Source organism: Paenibacillus medicaginis, assembly GCF_042138635.1.
GTDB lineage: Bacteria > Bacillota > Bacilli > Paenibacillales > Paenibacillaceae > Paenibacillus > Paenibacillus medicaginis.
The window spans coordinates 35,967-51,791 of the sequence record NZ_JBHIRY010000001.1; the positions used below are offsets into that span (position 1 = coordinate 35,967).

The window sequence follows — 15,825 nt, forward strand, 5'->3', positions numbered from 1 at the left end:
TTGTCCTCGTGTCTGCTATAAAACTCTCCAGGTACGGCCGCCGTCTGTCGTCTGCATCAGCAGCGATTTACGGTCCTCCGCTTTTTCAATCAATAGCCAACCCACTCGGGATGAGGCAAATCTGATTTTTACCAGCTCAGGATACTTGGCCAGCATGTCCGACAAAATCCTGTTGGGCGCAAAGCGCGTCCAGGTACGGCCTCCATCCGCCGTATAATGAACCGCCCCATTCAGCAGAATCCAGCCTTCCCTTCGGTTCAGAAAGGTTGGGACGGCTGCGCCCTCCGGATGCTCGGGCACAGCCAAAGGCATGAAGGAAAAGTCCCAGTTCAAGCCACTATCCGATGTGAAGTAGCCGCTGTATTGTGTTTTCCCGGATGTAGAGCATTTTAGCGGCAGCCAGCCGGAAAGATCGATCGCATCCGCAAACTGCGGCTTGCTGCCGGCATCTGCACTGCACGCCGCAGGCGTGTCCAGATCAGAGGAGGAGGACCAGGTCTTTCCTTCATCCTTTGTCACATACAGGGCCGGTGATCCTTCAAAATTCAAGGTAACCATCCCTTCACCGTTTTGCCTGAAGCGAATTCCGGTTACCTTGCCGGTCAGAGGCAGCACGGGAAGACGGCTGTCTTCGGCCAAATCGCCAGAATTCTGCATATACATGGCCCAGGTTGCGCCGCTGTCCTTCGTGTGATACAAAATCTTCTGTTCCCTGGTTTCGTTGGCGAAGCCAGACGCCATAATCCAGCCGGTAGACGGGTTCGAAAAAAACAGGGCGCTTACGGTTCCACCGCTTGGCAATGCGGTGAGATTCCAGGTGGTCCCTCCGTTATTCGTCCGCAGTACAATCGTTGAAGTCCGGTCCCAGGTTTGGCGTACGATCCATCCATGGTTTGCGTCCGTAAACCAAATCTCCTTGCCGTATTCCAGCTCTCCGGGAAAAGGAATATTCTCGGATGGAGAGATGTTCGTCCACGTTTCTCCCTGGTCATGGGTATAGTAGATGCGCAGTGCATTGCGTGTCACGCCCCAGGCAATCCCGCTGGTGCTGTCAAACAAATGAAAATCCGTCAATCTCGTTTGAATTTGATATTTGGTCGTATCTTCCCCTGTCTTGGCCGGCACAGCCGGTACGACAGTAATCATCTGTCCATCTTCAATATCCTGTGCATCCGTCATCGCTGGCTTGTCCTTTTCTTCAGCCGGCTCTGACGTGCAGGAAATCAGCATCATGCTGGTCAGCAGGAGCCCGGCAAGCGGCCTGCACCAACGCATTTTCATTTCATTAGTCCCTCCAGTTGCCGCCGGTTTTAAAACTGCAAACACAAGATTGGTGTTTCTGAATCTACTATTATATCATAACAAGCACGCAATCTCATCCGCCGGACTTCTTGTAGGACACTGCCCGGATTGACTGTTATGCTTTCGTAGTGATCAGTTTAATCCCAAGAAGCACAAAAATAGCAGATGCCCCACAGGCAAGCCATTCGTTAAATCGATCGCTATGCAGCAGTCTGCGGTTAAATACGCCGGCAAAATACCCGAGCAACCCGAAGATGATGGCGGTAAGCACCATAAACACAACGCCGAGCACAATCATCTGCAGAGGTACATATCCATAACTGTAATTGACAAACTGGGGCAGAAAAGCAAGAAAGAAAATGGCAACCTTCGGATTCAGAACATTCATGGTCATCCCTTTGAACAGGAGCCTGAAGCCCTGCTGTTTGGAAGCACCCGCCAAAACACTCCGGTCCTTGCGGTGAATAAAGGATTGATAGGCCAGATAAAAGAGATAACATGCCCCAGCTACTTTAAATACAGTAAACACGGTGGCCGAGGTCTGTACAATAATCGATAAACCCAATGCCGCTGCCAGCGTATGTACAGTATTGCCAAGACTGAGGCCAATGGCCGTCATGACCCCTGCCTTGCGTCCGTTCGTTATGCCCTGTGTAACCGTGAAAATCAGGTCAGGACCCGGAACCAAAATCAATAATACCGACGCGCCGATAAAGAGCATCATGGCAGATAATGAGAACAACGGGTTTCCTCCTTTAAAAAATATGGTGTACGGGCCAATCAGCTTTTCACATAATCTCCGCTTCCTCTTCTCTCTTCTGCAGCAGCCGCTCAGCCACTTCCGCAAACGACTCCGGCTGTAGCAGCTCGACTGGCGAAAAGCCTTTGTCAAACGTAAAGGAGTCCCCTTCAATAATGAGTGCATACCGATCATGCAGCTTTGCAATATGCAGCTTGCCGCCGAAGTCGGACAGCAGACCACGCACGGTCGTATCGTCAAGCTTGAAGCGGATTTCAATCTCCGGCTTGAGTTCCACGATACGCTGGGCCGCCTCGACAACCTGAACAGGCTCCCATTTTTCCTGCAAATCACGCTTCTCGCTGGACGCCCACAGCTCCAGGTCACGTTCTTCTTGCTGTCTCGCCTCGCTCTCCGCATCCGGCCACTTGGTCTCGACGTAGTCCTGTACAAAGCTCATGACATGCTCATTCACAATCTCTGGCATGGACTGCTCATAGGTCACAAATTTCAGGAAATCCTCAAAATAGCGTGCATGGGAGGATTGGTGAATCTTGAGCTCCCACTCATCTACCATGCCTTCTTCGATCATATAAGGATACATAATAGATTTCATGTTGCGGGCGGAAATGGCCATTTCCACCTCGCTGATGAGGCTGCTCTCGGAAATGCGCGCAATTTTCGGTTCAAAGTCGCATTTCAACACGAAAATAAACGGATCATCTGAATGGGTGTTCATGATGGCCTGCACGACAATCAGCGCACCACCCCGTACAGCGCTTGTATCAAGGTACATACGGACCAGATCATCGCAGGCATTTTTAAAATCTTCCTTGTCCCTTGCCGCACGCAGACGGGCAAACATGTTAAAGTTGGGGTTGCTGCTCAAATCATGCTCCAGCTCTACGATAAAGCGACCGATTTTGGTCGGAGCCTGCTCTGTGCTCGGATTTTTCTCCACCTTGCGTTTGCTGATCCGCGCGAATTCTCCGTCAAGAAATTTCTTGACATCGCTCTCTTCGTAATCATAATCGTCCATCGTGGCGTAATGCTTGTATGTTTTGCCGCCCTGTCCATCCTTGCCGTCAACCTGGATGACAAAAAAAGATAGAAATTCAACTGTAAAGTTCATAGCATCAATTAAGCTCCTTTTTCAGGCATGTACCGCGTAATTATATCACCTGGCGGGAAAAAGGAACAGCGTTCAAGAAGGAGCCTTGGGCTTAATTCGATGGTCCTGCCGATTCCGTGCGGACGGATCCTGTCTTCCTGGCCGCTTTAGGAAGTGTGGCGAAGGAGTGAATGATCATACCCCCGACGACGAGGATCAGACCGACCCAGCCTGTCATTGCGGGCAAAGGCGCAGACAGCACTATAACTTCTGCGATCAAGGCAAAAACGACCTCCAGCGATTGCGTCGCTTCCACTCCGGCCAGCCGCTGCGGGCTGCTGCGGACCATTTGGGTTGCCTGAAAAAACAGCACCGTGGCCGCCACACCGGAGAAAACGGCAACAAGCAACGAGTTATACAGCTGGCCTGCACTTGGAGGTCCGGACGTAATCCATGCATACAGGGACAGCAGCAGCCAGAACGGCAGGCTGCACAACGTCATGGCCAGCACACGCTGGGGAGCATCAAGCCGTCCGCCGCTGATTTGCATCAGCCTTCGGTTCCCTGCAGGGTATGCGGCACAGGCGACGATAATCAGCAGTACTCCCAGCAGCAATTCACGGCCGGTTATATTTGCCGTATGACCCGCCTGAACAAGAACTATACCCAATAAGATGATGAGAGATGTGTATAAAGCGGCAACGGGGATAGAGGATTTGAAGGCGGCGACCAGTCCCTGCTTCCTCCAGCCTTCCTCAAGTACGGGGGCAATCATCAAGCCGATGACGATGGTAAGCTGCCATGTGGCCGCGACCAGCCAACCAGGACCATATACGGAAGCAAAACAAATAGGAGCATAGAACAACACAAAGCCGATAAAGCTCCACAGCATCCATGCCCACGGATTGCTTCTGATTTCTCTAAGAACGGGCTTAATCCCGCCGCGCAAGGCCACGAGCCCAAGCAGCAGCGGAAGCATCATCTCATATCGCAAGGAAGCGCTCCAGGCCCAGCTGCCCCCTTCCAGATTCATAATCCGGTTCAGAATAAAAGTGAACGCAAAGAAAAAGGCTGCTAAAATCCCGATCCACAGCGGCTTCATTTGCTCCCCCCCTTCTGCCCGGCCAACAGCGCCCCCAATGTTAACCAGTTCTGTTCCGTCAGTTCCCCGGCCTTTTGTGCATTTCCCTCCCTGGCCGCTGAAATAATCTCTTTATGATCCTCCACCGAGTGAAAGCCGGTAATGGATGAAAATTTTGCCAGCGAGATGCGGCGCACTTTCGGGAGAATCCGGTCCAGCGCATCCTGCAGCTCCGGATTGGCAGCCGCTTCAATAAAAATGGAGTGAAACCGTGTATCCTCCTCCAATGCGGCTGCAGCGTCCTGCTGCTGCAAAGCCATGAGCAGCCTTTCATTGGCAGCCTTCAAACGCTCAAGATGCTCCTGGTCCAGATGCTTGCAGCCCAATCTGGCGGCAAGCCCGAACAAGGAAGCCACAACGACGAAAGCGTGGGTCGCATCCTCCTCACGGAGTGGCGCTACTTTAGTTACCGATCCTGGAAAGGACTGGATCAGCCCTTCATCCTCCAGCCGCTTCAAAGCTTCACGTACAGGCGTCCGACTGACGCCGAAGGAATCGGCCAGCTTGGCGTCATGAATCCGCTCCTCCGGAGCAAGCTCAAGCGAGACTATAGCTTCTTTTAACAACATATACACCTGATCTCTTAACGACATACGATTCACTTTGGCAATATGTAATTTATCCATAAAACCAATATATCGCATATTGATTTTTCGAACAAGATGAAAAACTTGATTTGGAAAGAAACAAGGACTTCCCACGTGAGGTTGAACTATAAAAAGCGCCGCATACCTATCAGAGTAGCGGCGCTTCATCGTTTGTTTTCCAGTCCATCTTGTATCACATTTTTAGTTTACATAATAATATTTATGAAACTACTATGAGGGGAGGTGTACATTCAACAAATTCATTGCTGTCTCTTTCTCCCGGTTGGTCACATGTGTGTAAATAGTCGTTGTCTGAATCGACGAGTGACCCAGCAGCTCTTGCACCGTTCTCAGGTCAGCCCCTTTGCGCAGCAGCATCGTGGCAAACGTATGCCGCAGCTTATGGCTCGAAAAAGCTGTTCGCTGAACAGTTCCTTTTTTCACCTGGTACTGCTCGAACGTTTCATAAGCGATCTGCTGAATGGAACGAATGGCCAGCCGCCGGCCTTTTTGCGAGACGAATAAGGCTTGTTCCTTGCTGCGCCAGGGCTGAAGCCGGGTACTCACCGCCTCCTGCAACACGCGGACCACCTCGGCCGGAACTGGCAGGGTCCGCCATTTGCGTCCTTTGCCAAATACGCTCAGCTCCCGGCGTTCCGGATTAAAATCCCCTACATTAAGCGCATGAACTTCACCGACACGCAGCCCCATATACACCATCAGCAAAAATATGGCCTGATTTCGGCTCGCATATTTCCCGGTTACAGATAATAGAAACGGCTGAATGTCGTTTTCATCCAAATAGACGGGCGATCTGTTCTTTTCGGTCTTGGCCTTCTTGATGCCAGCCGCCGGGTTGTTCGTGCTTAGCTCGAATTCCTGCAAAGCTTTGAAGAAGCTGTTGACGGCAGCATGCTTCCGGTTGCGTGTGCTGTCTCCCGCGCCGTTCTCTCTCGCTTGCGACAGATACGCCATGACATGAATCTTTTTCACCAGCTGTAAAGGCTTTTCATTCAAGGAATGGAGGAACTGGTACACATCGCTTATATAATTTTTTTGCGTATGGGCCGTAAAGCCGCTATCCTTCATCCAAATTCGAAAGGCCTGCAGCTCTTCTTCATAGATTTCTTCGATGATGGAGTGATCTGTTTTTGATTTCGGCAACTTTTTTCTCCCTTTCATCTATTGGAAACTGTTTCTACCCACACAGTGTATAGGAAGTCGGGATAATAATGCAAGTTTTTAATTTACATAATTTTAATTATGTATTTTAAATCTCTCTGATTTTATCGGGTAAGTGATCTTCCTTAACAAATAAAATCGAAATAAACAAAAACAGCGTATAATTTATGTTATACGCAATTATTTATTGTTGTTTTTCCCTTAAAATCGGCGCTGATTACCATAATAACAATGGCCGGAACGATGATGTGCGCGTTCTGGCCATTGTTTTACTTTATTCCGCTATCTTGTATGGACTTTCCGTGTTCCTGCGTCCTCTTTTCAGTCCTGTGCCACGATTCGCAAACCGCGACTCTTAATGCCCAGCCCGAGCGCTGCTTGTACAAGCTCTCTCCCCATTTCCTCCGTAACCTTCGGGTACATCATCGTATTGCCTGCAACCTTGTCTGAACACCAGGTCAACCTGATCAGGAGCATAAAAGTAATGTTCGGATTATCTCTTGGAAGCTGGAATGACCGATAGCGGCTCTCCGCTTTGCAGCTTGTATTCGATCGTCTCCCAAATTTTCTGCAAATCGCTTTGCTGCCTTTTGATCTTCTCCTGATAGCAACGCAGCATCTCTCTCATTTCCTCATCCATCACCATGTTATTGTCTCTGTAAAGCCCCAGAAAAGGACGAATTTCTTCAAGAGACATTCCTGTTTTCCTTAAGCATTTGATGACTAAAATAATTTCTTTATCCTGATCGTTGTAGATACGATGCCTGTTTTTCTTTCTTTGGATCTGGGTGAGCAGCCCGATTTTTTCATAATATCGCAGAGCATCTTCGGTCGTATCGCATAAGTACATCATCTCTTTCATTGTATAACTGTTCATTCCAATACCGCTCTCCTCTTTGCTGAAATTATAGAGCTATTTTACAACCTGGAGCCAACACCAGGTCAAGGGAATCGGGAATCAGCATCATCATGTATTCTTCCACAATCCGTCATCTAAAAAAACATAGCTCATTTTATTTGGCCTTATTATCCTTGTTTTTATTGCAAACTCAACAAAATTAGGATAAAGTTAATGCATGTCGTTTTTATTGCATTTGCAACAAAATATATGTAAATGAGGTTAGCTATGAGGGAAATTCTGAGGGAAATTGGAATGATCGCAAGGGCATTGGATTCTATAAGCAATATAGAATTTAAAGAACATGACCTTACCAAAGGGCAGTACTTGTATCTTGTCCGAATCTGTGAACATCCCGGAATCATTCAGGAAAAGTTGGCTGAAATGATTAAAGTAGACCGGACAACCGCAGCCCGGGCCATAAAAAAACTTGAAATGAATGATTTTATCGAAAAGAAAGATGATGAACATAACAAAAAAATTAATAAGCTCTTTCCAACAGAAAAAGGGAAACATGTGTTTCCCTATATAAAAAGAGAAAATGAGCATTCAAATCGTGTCGCATTAGCGGGATTATCCGAAAGTGAAGCAGAAACCATTTTCAGTCTTCTGCAAAGAGTAAGAAAAAACATAGAAAAAGATTGGGAATTTGTAAAAAAAGGAAATAAGAGAACGTATTGATTATTAAAGGAGAGACCTATTCTAATGACCATAACAATAAAAAAGTGCAGCCATGAAGATTTACAATTACTCCAAGAAATAAGTATAGAAACATTCAACGATACATTTAAAGATCAGAATTCACCTGATCATATGAGAGCCTATTTGGAAAGAGCGTTTAACTCTAAACAGTTGGAAAAGGAATTGTCCAATAACGCTTCGGAATTCTTTTTCATTTGTTCCCATGAACAACTTGCAGGATATTTAAAGGTAAATATGAATGATGCCCAATCCGAAAACATGGGTGATGAGTCACTTGAGATCGAGCGGATTTACATAAAGAACAAATTCCAAAAGCATGGGCTGGGCAAATATCTGCTAAATAAAGCTGCGGAAATTGCGCTGGAACATAATAAAAAGAAAATCTGGCTGGGCGTATGGAAAAAAAATGAAAATGCCATTGCTTTTTATAAGAAGATGGGGTTTGTGCAAACAGGAGCCCACTCTTTCTATATGGGTGATGATGAACAAATAGATTTTATAATGACCAAAACACTCATATAACATTTCCCCGAAACGATATTCAGCTAACGGTGAACATACGGCATCAGGATATAATAAGTTTAGAACGTTACATCAATAGGGCGAATGCGATAGTTCAATGATCCATGCAAAAGAAGCAATCCCACCGTTTTGCAAAGGCCGGTGGGATTGCTTCTTTTTCTCGCTTACTCTCTTTGTTTATGGTTAATGCTTATAGCCATTTTCAATGATATGCCATGAACTGGAATGTCATTAGGGATTAACGGATGGGTTCGAATCACCTCTTGTATAGAAAGGGCGTTCAAAGACGTGGAAGTAGATCAGATGTTGTACTCGTAATTATTAAAATCAGTATTCTGCTAGAGTGCCGTCGTAATTAATCACTTGTCCATTATGATTTTCATCATCCAAAACAAAGCTTACGATTAATTCCGCAGCCTGAGCAGGTGTTTTTACAAAATCTCCCGTAATATGCCCATTCAAATCCGTCGAAACCGCCCCTGGCATCACTGCAAAAATCTCCACAGGTATGCTCTCCTGCGCAAAACTCATTGCCCAAGATTTTGTCATTACATTCAAAGGTGCCTTGGCTGTTTGGTAGGCAAACGCATTGAAGTAAGGTAGTGGCTCAATAGGTATACTGATATTTTCAATAGTGCCCTTGTTGGCGATCAATAATGGTAGCAAGCCTTTAGAAAGTGCAAAAGGACCGATAAAGTCAACTTGATGGGTTGCCTGTAGTTCTTCAACCGTAAACTCCCAGCCAGGTTTATGCATATCGCCTGGAATACCCGCATTATTAACCAAGAGCGTCAACTCTGGGTAATTCTGCTTAATTGTTATCACTGCGTTATCAATACTCTCTAAGTCGGCAACGTCCAACAGCACCAACTTCGCATCACCAAATTTTCGGAGGGCAGTTACTGCCGTTTCTCCTCGCTTCTGATCACGCGCCCCAACTAAAACACGATACCCCACTTCTAACAACTGCTTCGCAATCTCAAATCCAATACCTTTATTCGCACCAGTTACTAATGCTGTCTTTGTCATCATTCATTCTCCTTTTTTTCTACATACTGTTGATAACGGGCAATCTTATTGCAAAATTCCAGACATAATGAGATTCCAAACGACATCATATTCCTGTTGAATGGTTGGTATTAGCCATTCTCGACTGTGAAGCGGGTGATGAAATCGGATGGTTGACAGATAGATTCCACGGGCAATATCTTCTGCTATTCCTTCTTTAAACTCGTGATTGCTTATCCCTGCTTCTACAATTTTGGTGATGCTACTGATGATATGATTAACAAATTCATTAGCAATATCATCTGATTCTTCAGCAATTTCAGTATAGATGGCAAACATCTCAGGGTCTTGTTGTGCTTTGGTATGTTTGATCCGGATTAAAGTATCCATCCATATACGTAAACGCTCACTGGCAGAGCATTCTAGTTGGAATGTCTTGTCCAAAGGTTCAGTGATGACATGAAACCAGCGTTTTACAACCGCAAGACGTAAAGCCGATTTACTTGGAAAATGACGATAAATGGTTCCATGTGTGACATTTAATGATCGCGCCACATCAACTACACTCGTCTTCTCTGGTCCAAACCGACGAAGAACATCTTCCGTCGCATCTAAAATGGTTTCTTTTGTTAGAAGTGAATCTGCCATTAATTAACCTCCTTATTAAGATAAATTAAGTATACTCCAATAAAATTCAAAATACAAATAACATAATTTGATTTTTGTTATTTGATAAAAATATGTCAGAATGGAAAAGGAAAGTTCCCGAAAGATCAGAAACTTCCCTTTAACATATGATTCTCGAAATTATGCACTAAAAGTATTAAAAGTATGTTGGTACATTTGTGTCCTTTTAGATGTGTTGGTTGGTGGGCCGAAGTCGTCTACAACAATTAAAAAGCACCAAAACCGGATGGACTTTGGTAACCGTTGCTGAAGATCTTCGAGCAGCTTCACAATTTGCGACTGGATGAAACGTCAAGCGCCAAGAGCGGCTCGTCACGAACAATGAATCGGGGTTCAACCGCCAGCGCGCGGGCGGCCGAAAATTCATGCGGATAGCGGTTGGTGAATGAGACATCAAGCCCGAGATAGCGCCATATCCATTAACGGTAATTGCTCTGTAAACCATTTAGGTTGTTTTCTAGACACAAAGCATTCGACACGTATTATTTTGGATAGGTGGATTGCTTGCAGCCACCGTGGTTCAACACCATTCCATACCGGGTCTCTCTAACGTTCAAAGCCTTTTTTTCATTTGCTCTATCATCCAAACGTAGGCCTCGGGAAACATCGCGAACTTTAAAATCGCCTAGGCGCGCATATTCCTTAATCGCACATTGCTGCTGTATAACGTAGAATCGCTGGACAATTTGAAGGACGGATAGTTTTCTTCTGCTTGCAAACGCAGCTTTTCTTCAAACTGCGGTTTTTGCTGGGGATCTACGAGGAACGTAAACGGCTCAGTCTGAAAAGTGATATCCGTATTATTAGGCCCACCAACGATCAGTACAACAATAACACCATTACAACCGCAGTCCTCTGTATCAATAAAAAGCTTAAAGCATCCAGGGCGGTTTCCAAGGCTATCCTTTAGCTTATCTCTGGTTAGATCATTCATTTCGATATGCATGCAATTCCCACTCCTAGGTTCAGTTACTGAGTATTATAGCAGATTTCCTTTTTGCGTCTGACCTTGAGTTTGCATTTAGTGAGTCTAATCACAGGGGTGAATCTCCGCAAATTTTATAATCAGGTTGTGAATGAAATTACAAAAAACCAGGAGGAATCAACTATGAATCAATATGCCGCAATGATTAACGCTACAGAGTACCCGCCAAAATTCAAGCACAAGGTCATTTTTGATACTTTTTCCGCCCTGCCGCCGTCCAAAGCGATGCTGCTGGTGAACGACCACGATCCGCTCCCTCTCCGCTATCAGTTTGAAGCGATGCACCCCAATGAATTCACATGGGAGTACATTGAAGAGGGGCCTGACATTTTTCAGGTCAAAATCGGCAAAGTCTAAAAAGCCTGTGAGAAGTGAAATTTCGTTAAAGCCCCAGGCCGACCGGAGGGATACACGGTATGAAACAGGAACAATTTAACATCGTAGAACTGGATGTAAGAGCGCATTTGCGCAATAAAAGCGATCCGTTTCAGATCATTATGGACGCGGTCAAAAAACTGGATAAAAACGACATGTTTATTCTCCACGCTACGATCAAACCCGCTCCATTGATCACGCTTCTAAAGATGAAGGGTTTTGTAAGTAAAACAGAGAGAAAAGCGCAGGATCATTGGGTGGTCACCCTTGTGCGGAAAGAGAACAGGCAATGGCTTGATGAAGCCGACCACAGCATGGCAATGAATATTGATACAGAAAAGGTTCCGAGACAAGAATCATCGGATACCGAGACAATTCCGCATATCATTGAACTGGATAACCGGGGGCTGGAGCCCCCACAACCCATGGTTAGAACACTGTCCGTCTTGGAACGAAGCCGTCCAGGGGATGAGATCTGGATTCATAATGACCGTGTACCGGTGTTCTTGATGGAGGAACTCACTAACCTCGGTTATTCCTATACGGTGGAAGAAGAGACAGATGGCACGGCAAAGGTGAAAATTATGAAATGGTAAAAGCGCATCAGGGACGGATTGCTGTTCTTCTATTCGGGGTGCCGCCAACATTTTAACGAAAACATACGCTAAGCCTTCAGATGTGACCGGCTTAGCGTTTTACCAATCCCGCCCGCTGCTCCGGTGATAAGTACAGTTTTGCTCATCTTGTAAGCTGTGGGTATATAGCAGCTACACCACCGGCGAGAGCACTTTGGAGCTTGCGGCTTGGTTCATCAGCAAGAATTTCAAAGCTGTCGGACTCTATTCCATCAATAGCAATTTTTGCGATTTCCGCAGGATTGGACTTGGGAGCTTCAACGCTTGACGTCATGTCTGTCTCCATATAGCCCACATGCAAGCCAGCTACTCTTACATTTTGAGGATACAGTTTTAAGCGCAACTCGTTCGTCATTGCCCACTCTGCCGCCTTTGCAGCCGAATAAGCGCCTTCACTCCCCTCCATACTGAACCATGATAATGCGGAAAGAATATTCAGTATTGATCCTCCCCCATTATTTATAAGAATAGCTTTACAGGAATTGCACCGGGAATGTCAATGGACTCCGGATTTCTTGCACCAGCATACACCTTAGCCCCTCTGGATAGAAGTTCAAGGGTAAGATGGCGGCCAAAACCTCGGTTTGCTCCGGATTCTTCGCTTCTCTGCTTGTAACCAACCGGGAGTCCATCCTTTTTCCATCGCATCCAGGGTTACGCCTGGTGGAACAATCGCATCGATCGCATCCAGTATATCCGTGCTTAATCGGATGTCACTACCCTTTAATGTTTCCCGGAGCTGCTCGATCGTCCTAGCCCCAACAATTGCTGAAGTAATGGAAGGATGAGCTTGCGTGAATGCCATGGCAAGATGCGGTAAAGTCAATCCCGCTTCATCTGCAAGTGTTTGAAGTTTGGCTATGGCTTCAAACTTGGACCGATTTTCTTCCCGATTAGGGTCAACAATGGATTGCAAGTTTCCTGCAAAGGTGGCTGCTCTTGAATTGGAGGAGACTGCTTCCCCAAAACGATATTTACCAGTTAATAGACCACCCGAAAGTGGGCTCCAAACCAAAACGCCCATTCCGTATTTCGCTGTGGCAGCAAGCAAATCGAATTCGATACTGCGGTTTAAAATGGAATACGGGGATTGTTCAGAGACAAAACGTGCTACATTTTTGCGTTCGCTGGTCCATTGAGCCTCTGTAACTTGCCAGGCTTGAAAATTGGATGTGCCAATGTAGCGAATTTTCCCTTCACTGACCAGATCCGTAAGTACACTAAGCGTTTCTTCAATATCGGTATTAAGGTCAGGCAGATGTAGTTGATACAGATCGATATAATCGGTTTGCAGCCTTCTCAAACTATCTTCTACTGCTCGTTTTATCCAATATTTTGAATTTCCAGATTGATTTAGTCCACTGCCCATGGGATGTCCACCCTTAGTTGCCAGAATGACATCCTGTCTGCGACCTTTTAGAATTTCACCTAAAATTGCTTCTGATTCACCACTTGAATAAACATCCGCAGTATCGATTAGGTTAATTCCTCCAGCAAGAGCTTCATCCAGAATGGGTGCAGCCTCTTTCGCCGTATTATTCCCCCAAAAACCAAATGTACCAGTACCTAATACAAAACTGCTTACTTTAAGACCTGTACGACCTAATACACGATATTCCATGTTCACTCAATCCCTTCTTTGTATTAAGTAGTTTTTTCAAAATCCCTGGCCTCCTATTTAAAGGGTTAAGCGACGATGATTGAGAACGTTCATTCTAAAATACACACAAATTATTACTCCCGTAGTTGAGAATAGCTTTAGGCAGAAGGCAGAATCACTCATACAAATAAATTCATCATCCTTCTAAAAGTTTCATCGATATATTGGCTATGCGGTGAAATTTTTCTTTGGCAACTGAGGTTCTTGCCATTACCCTTAACCCAAGCCATACATTATGCAGATATTCCGCCAATTCCCCGGCATCATAATCTGAGCTGAAATCACCGTCCCGCTGCCCCCAAAGAATAATTTCCTTGAGCTGCTGCTCTGCTATTGTGAACGCTTTAGTGGACTTTGTATCCACATCGGCATCGCGCGTTGCCAATTCCACCGCCGAATTCACCATTAAGCAGCCGGAAGGTAAGTCCTCTTCTCCACGAATCATGAAGCCAAAAATAATCCGTAGAGCTTCCGGTGCAGTCTTGGAGCTTTTAACTTCTGCGATGGATTCCCATTTGCTCGACCAGATCAGTCATGGATGTCTTCTCGTAACCCTGTTCCCAAAAAAGCTTCATCGCTTTATCCAATACCACGTTCTCTTCAAATTCCTTGCTTCTCGCCATTCCATCTCCCTCCCGTCATCAATATAACATATCGGGAACGATCAGTAAAGAATTGATTATCATTTCCTTGAGTACGATAGTATCCGCTTAGTGAAAGCCTGCGTCTCGCTTGAGGGGCCACACCAAGTTTATAATCGGCTGTCGTTTTCTCAACTCCTCCAGTTTCCTAGTCCATCACTGTTTGGAGATTAGAGTATGTAAATGCCAATTCAAACCTAAAAAACTGTACCCGGGCCAGATGGGGCGGTACAGTTTCTTTAGCGAACAGTCATTAAAGCTCCGGTTTGGTATCTTGAAGTACTTGTTTGAGAATCAGCGCATGATTGCACTGCTCATCTTTTGCCGCATAAAGCAGGGTAACCGTATGATTCTCAGCCCATTCACGCAGCTGCCGTAAATAAGGCTGAGCAGATGCCCCCTGCAATTCTTCCATATAACGGCTGCTAAACTCCGTAAACTTATCTGGATCATGTCCAAACCATCTGCGCAGCTCGCCGCTTGGAGCCACTTCCTTCATCCATGTCGTAAGCTGTGCCCGCCGTTTATCGATCCCGCGCGGCCACAGCCGATCCACCAGCACCCGGATCTGATCGTCCGGGTCAGACCGGTCATATATTCTTTTGATTACAAACATAACAACCTCCGCTTGCGCAAACGCTCATTCTTGAAGCTGGCGGGTAACCGACAAAGTTGCTGTGGCCCCTCTGTCCGCATCGTTGAATTGGTGAGTCACGATCATGTACTCTCCTTCTTCATTCACCTCAGTCTCAATGACCGCCCCGCCGCCTGCCGGGAGAAGTACGGTTTGCATCCCTTGCAGCACATTCTGCGGATTTCCATCCAGGTATACCCGGTCCATAATAGCCCCTACGATATGAAACGAGCTGACATGATTTGGCCCTGTATTTACAACATAAAAACGTACTCTATCCCCGGCTTTGGCCGTAAAAGGCTGATCCTTCATCGCTTCCGTGCTGCCGTTGAACACCACATGTGTCGGTTCCCCTTCACTAAAGGCTTGCAGATCATTTTCCTTGTAAAATTCGCTTTGTACGATCGTATACTCCCGATCAACGATCTTATCGGTCGGATATCCCTCCGCCGGTTCAACGATAATCATACCATACATGCCGTTGGCCAGATGCTGCAGCACCGGTTTGGTGCCGCAATGATACATAAATACGCCGGGATGGTCCGCTTTATATTTGAAGGTCCCATCCTCTCCGGGGTTCACGTCAATAAAATGCTTGGAGGGTGCCGCTTGAACGGCATGCATATCCATGGAATGCGGCAGATTCGGGTCCAGATTGCGCAGGGTCAGATGAATTGTATCTCCTTCCTTCACCCGCAATACCGGTCCGGGCACGGTACCGTTGAACGTCCACGCATGATAGGTGTAACCTTTGGCAATTTCGATAGCAGTTACCTGGGCGGTCAGGTCGACATACACCTGGTTGCCTTCTTTCCGGATCACCGGCTTTACCGGAGGCTGATCAAGTTTTTCCTTCGGCAGTGCTGGTTGAGTGATCTCCTTTGGTGCAGACGATTCTTGTGATGGGCCGGATTCACAACCGGTCATAGCCAGAACAGCGAACACCGCAATTATGATGAATAGATTGAACCAGTGCCTGAACATAGGCATCTTCCTTTCGTACGGAACACTGCTTT

General features: G+C 46.2%; 18 protein-coding genes and 1 pseudogene. 4 read left to right on the forward strand and 15 right to left on the reverse strand.

The features are described 5' to 3' along the window. Positions 1 to 15: 15 nt before the first annotated feature. The 7 genes from ACE5LO_RS00175 to ACE5LO_RS00205 form a co-directional block, all read right to left on the reverse strand. Positions 16 to 1,281, reverse strand: a complete 1,266-nt coding sequence (locus ACE5LO_RS00175) for a WD40/YVTN/BNR-like repeat-containing protein (protein WP_375518057.1) — start codon at positions 1,279 to 1,281, stop codon at positions 16 to 18. A 136-nt stretch (positions 1,282 to 1,417) separates the two neighbouring features. Then, complete coding sequence (locus ACE5LO_RS00180; protein WP_375518058.1) at positions 1,418 to 2,044, reverse strand: LysE family translocator; 627 nt, start codon at positions 2,042 to 2,044, stop codon at positions 1,418 to 1,420. A gap of 46 nt (positions 2,045 to 2,090) precedes the next feature. Further along, positions 2,091 to 3,173 carry a DUF3900 domain-containing protein gene (locus tag ACE5LO_RS00185; protein ID WP_375518059.1) on the reverse strand — a complete coding sequence of 361 codons (1,083 nt, stop codon included), beginning with the start codon at positions 3,171 to 3,173 and terminating at the stop codon, positions 2,091 to 2,093. Positions 3,174 to 3,264: 91 nt separating this feature from the next. Next, entirely contained in the window at positions 3,265 to 4,254 is a 990-nt protein-coding gene (locus tag ACE5LO_RS00190) for a DMT family transporter (RefSeq protein ID WP_375518060.1), read from the reverse strand. Then, positions 4,251 to 4,919, reverse strand: a complete 669-nt coding sequence (locus ACE5LO_RS00195; protein WP_375518061.1) for a GntR family transcriptional regulator — start codon at positions 4,917 to 4,919, stop codon at positions 4,251 to 4,253. Before ACE5LO_RS00195 ends, ACE5LO_RS00190 begins: the two co-directional genes overlap by 4 nt. A gap of 192 nt (positions 4,920 to 5,111) precedes the next feature. Next, positions 5,112 to 6,044: a tyrosine-type recombinase/integrase gene (locus ACE5LO_RS00200; protein WP_375518062.1), complete on the reverse strand. Its 933-nt coding sequence runs from the start codon at positions 6,042 to 6,044 to the stop codon at positions 5,112 to 5,114. Positions 6,045 to 6,555: 511 nt separating this feature from the next. Beyond that, positions 6,556 to 6,939: a MerR family transcriptional regulator gene (locus ACE5LO_RS00205; protein WP_375518063.1), complete on the reverse strand. Its 384-nt coding sequence runs from the start codon at positions 6,937 to 6,939 to the stop codon at positions 6,556 to 6,558. 249 nt (positions 6,940 to 7,188) lie between these two features. On the opposite strand from ACE5LO_RS00205, the gene ACE5LO_RS00210 reads away from it, so the two are divergent. After that, positions 7,189 to 7,641, forward strand: coding sequence for a MarR family winged helix-turn-helix transcriptional regulator (locus tag ACE5LO_RS00210; protein WP_375518064.1), 453 nt, complete (start codon positions 7,189 to 7,191; stop codon positions 7,639 to 7,641). Between the two features lie 24 nt (positions 7,642 to 7,665). Then, positions 7,666 to 8,184 carry a spermidine/spermine N(1)-acetyltransferase gene (gene paiA / locus ACE5LO_RS00215; RefSeq protein ID WP_375518065.1) on the forward strand — a complete coding sequence of 173 codons (519 nt, stop codon included), beginning with the start codon at positions 7,666 to 7,668 and terminating at the stop codon, positions 8,182 to 8,184. A 327-nt stretch (positions 8,185 to 8,511) separates the two neighbouring features. Here the strand turns inward: paiA and ACE5LO_RS00220 are convergent, their stop codons facing one another. From ACE5LO_RS00220 to ACE5LO_RS00230, 3 genes are all read right to left on the reverse strand, one after another. Then, positions 8,512 to 9,216: an SDR family NAD(P)-dependent oxidoreductase gene (locus ACE5LO_RS00220; RefSeq protein WP_375518066.1), complete on the reverse strand. Its 705-nt coding sequence runs from the start codon at positions 9,214 to 9,216 to the stop codon at positions 8,512 to 8,514. Between the two features lie 42 nt (positions 9,217 to 9,258). Continuing rightward, complete coding sequence (locus tag ACE5LO_RS00225; RefSeq protein WP_375518067.1) at positions 9,259 to 9,840, reverse strand: TetR/AcrR family transcriptional regulator; 582 nt, start codon at positions 9,838 to 9,840, stop codon at positions 9,259 to 9,261. 664 nt (positions 9,841 to 10,504) lie between these two features. Next, positions 10,505 to 10,825 (reverse strand): iron-sulfur cluster biosynthesis family protein, encoded by a 321-nt coding sequence (locus tag ACE5LO_RS00230; protein WP_375518068.1) that lies wholly within the window; start codon positions 10,823 to 10,825, stop codon positions 10,505 to 10,507. A 162-nt stretch (positions 10,826 to 10,987) separates the two neighbouring features. Here ACE5LO_RS00230 and ACE5LO_RS00235 point away from each other — a divergent pair, with 162 nt between their 5' ends. Continuing rightward, positions 10,988 to 11,221: a DUF2249 domain-containing protein gene (locus ACE5LO_RS00235; protein WP_375518069.1), complete on the forward strand. Its 234-nt coding sequence runs from the start codon at positions 10,988 to 10,990 to the stop codon at positions 11,219 to 11,221. A gap of 59 nt (positions 11,222 to 11,280) precedes the next feature. Next, positions 11,281 to 11,835 carry a DUF2249 domain-containing protein gene (locus ACE5LO_RS00240; RefSeq protein WP_375518070.1) on the forward strand — a complete coding sequence of 185 codons (555 nt, stop codon included), beginning with the start codon at positions 11,281 to 11,283 and terminating at the stop codon, positions 11,833 to 11,835. A gap of 142 nt (positions 11,836 to 11,977) precedes the next feature. Here ACE5LO_RS00240 and ACE5LO_RS00245 read toward each other — a convergent pair whose 3' ends face one another. The 5 genes and pseudogenes from ACE5LO_RS00245 to ACE5LO_RS00265 form a co-directional block, all read right to left on the reverse strand. Beyond that, entirely contained in the window at positions 11,978 to 12,343 is a 366-nt protein-coding gene (locus ACE5LO_RS00245; protein ID WP_375518506.1) for an SDR family NAD(P)-dependent oxidoreductase, read from the reverse strand. An 84-nt stretch (positions 12,344 to 12,427) separates the two neighbouring features. Next, the gene (locus ACE5LO_RS00250) at positions 12,428 to 13,495 is read right to left on the reverse strand and encodes an aldo/keto reductase (RefSeq protein ID WP_375518071.1); all 1,068 of its coding nucleotides are present in this window, start codon (positions 13,493 to 13,495) and stop codon (positions 12,428 to 12,430) included. Between the two features lie 175 nt (positions 13,496 to 13,670). After that, positions 13,671 to 14,157 (reverse strand): annotated as a pseudogene (locus ACE5LO_RS00255) (TetR/AcrR family transcriptional regulator). Positions 14,158 to 14,428: 271 nt separating this feature from the next. Continuing rightward, positions 14,429 to 14,791 carry a DUF488 domain-containing protein gene (locus ACE5LO_RS00260; protein ID WP_375518072.1) on the reverse strand — a complete coding sequence of 121 codons (363 nt, stop codon included), beginning with the start codon at positions 14,789 to 14,791 and terminating at the stop codon, positions 14,429 to 14,431. Positions 14,792 to 14,815: 24 nt separating this feature from the next. Beyond that, entirely contained in the window at positions 14,816 to 15,793 is a 978-nt protein-coding gene (locus ACE5LO_RS00265) for a multicopper oxidase domain-containing protein (RefSeq protein WP_375518073.1), read from the reverse strand. Positions 15,794 to 15,825: the final 32 nt, after the last annotated feature.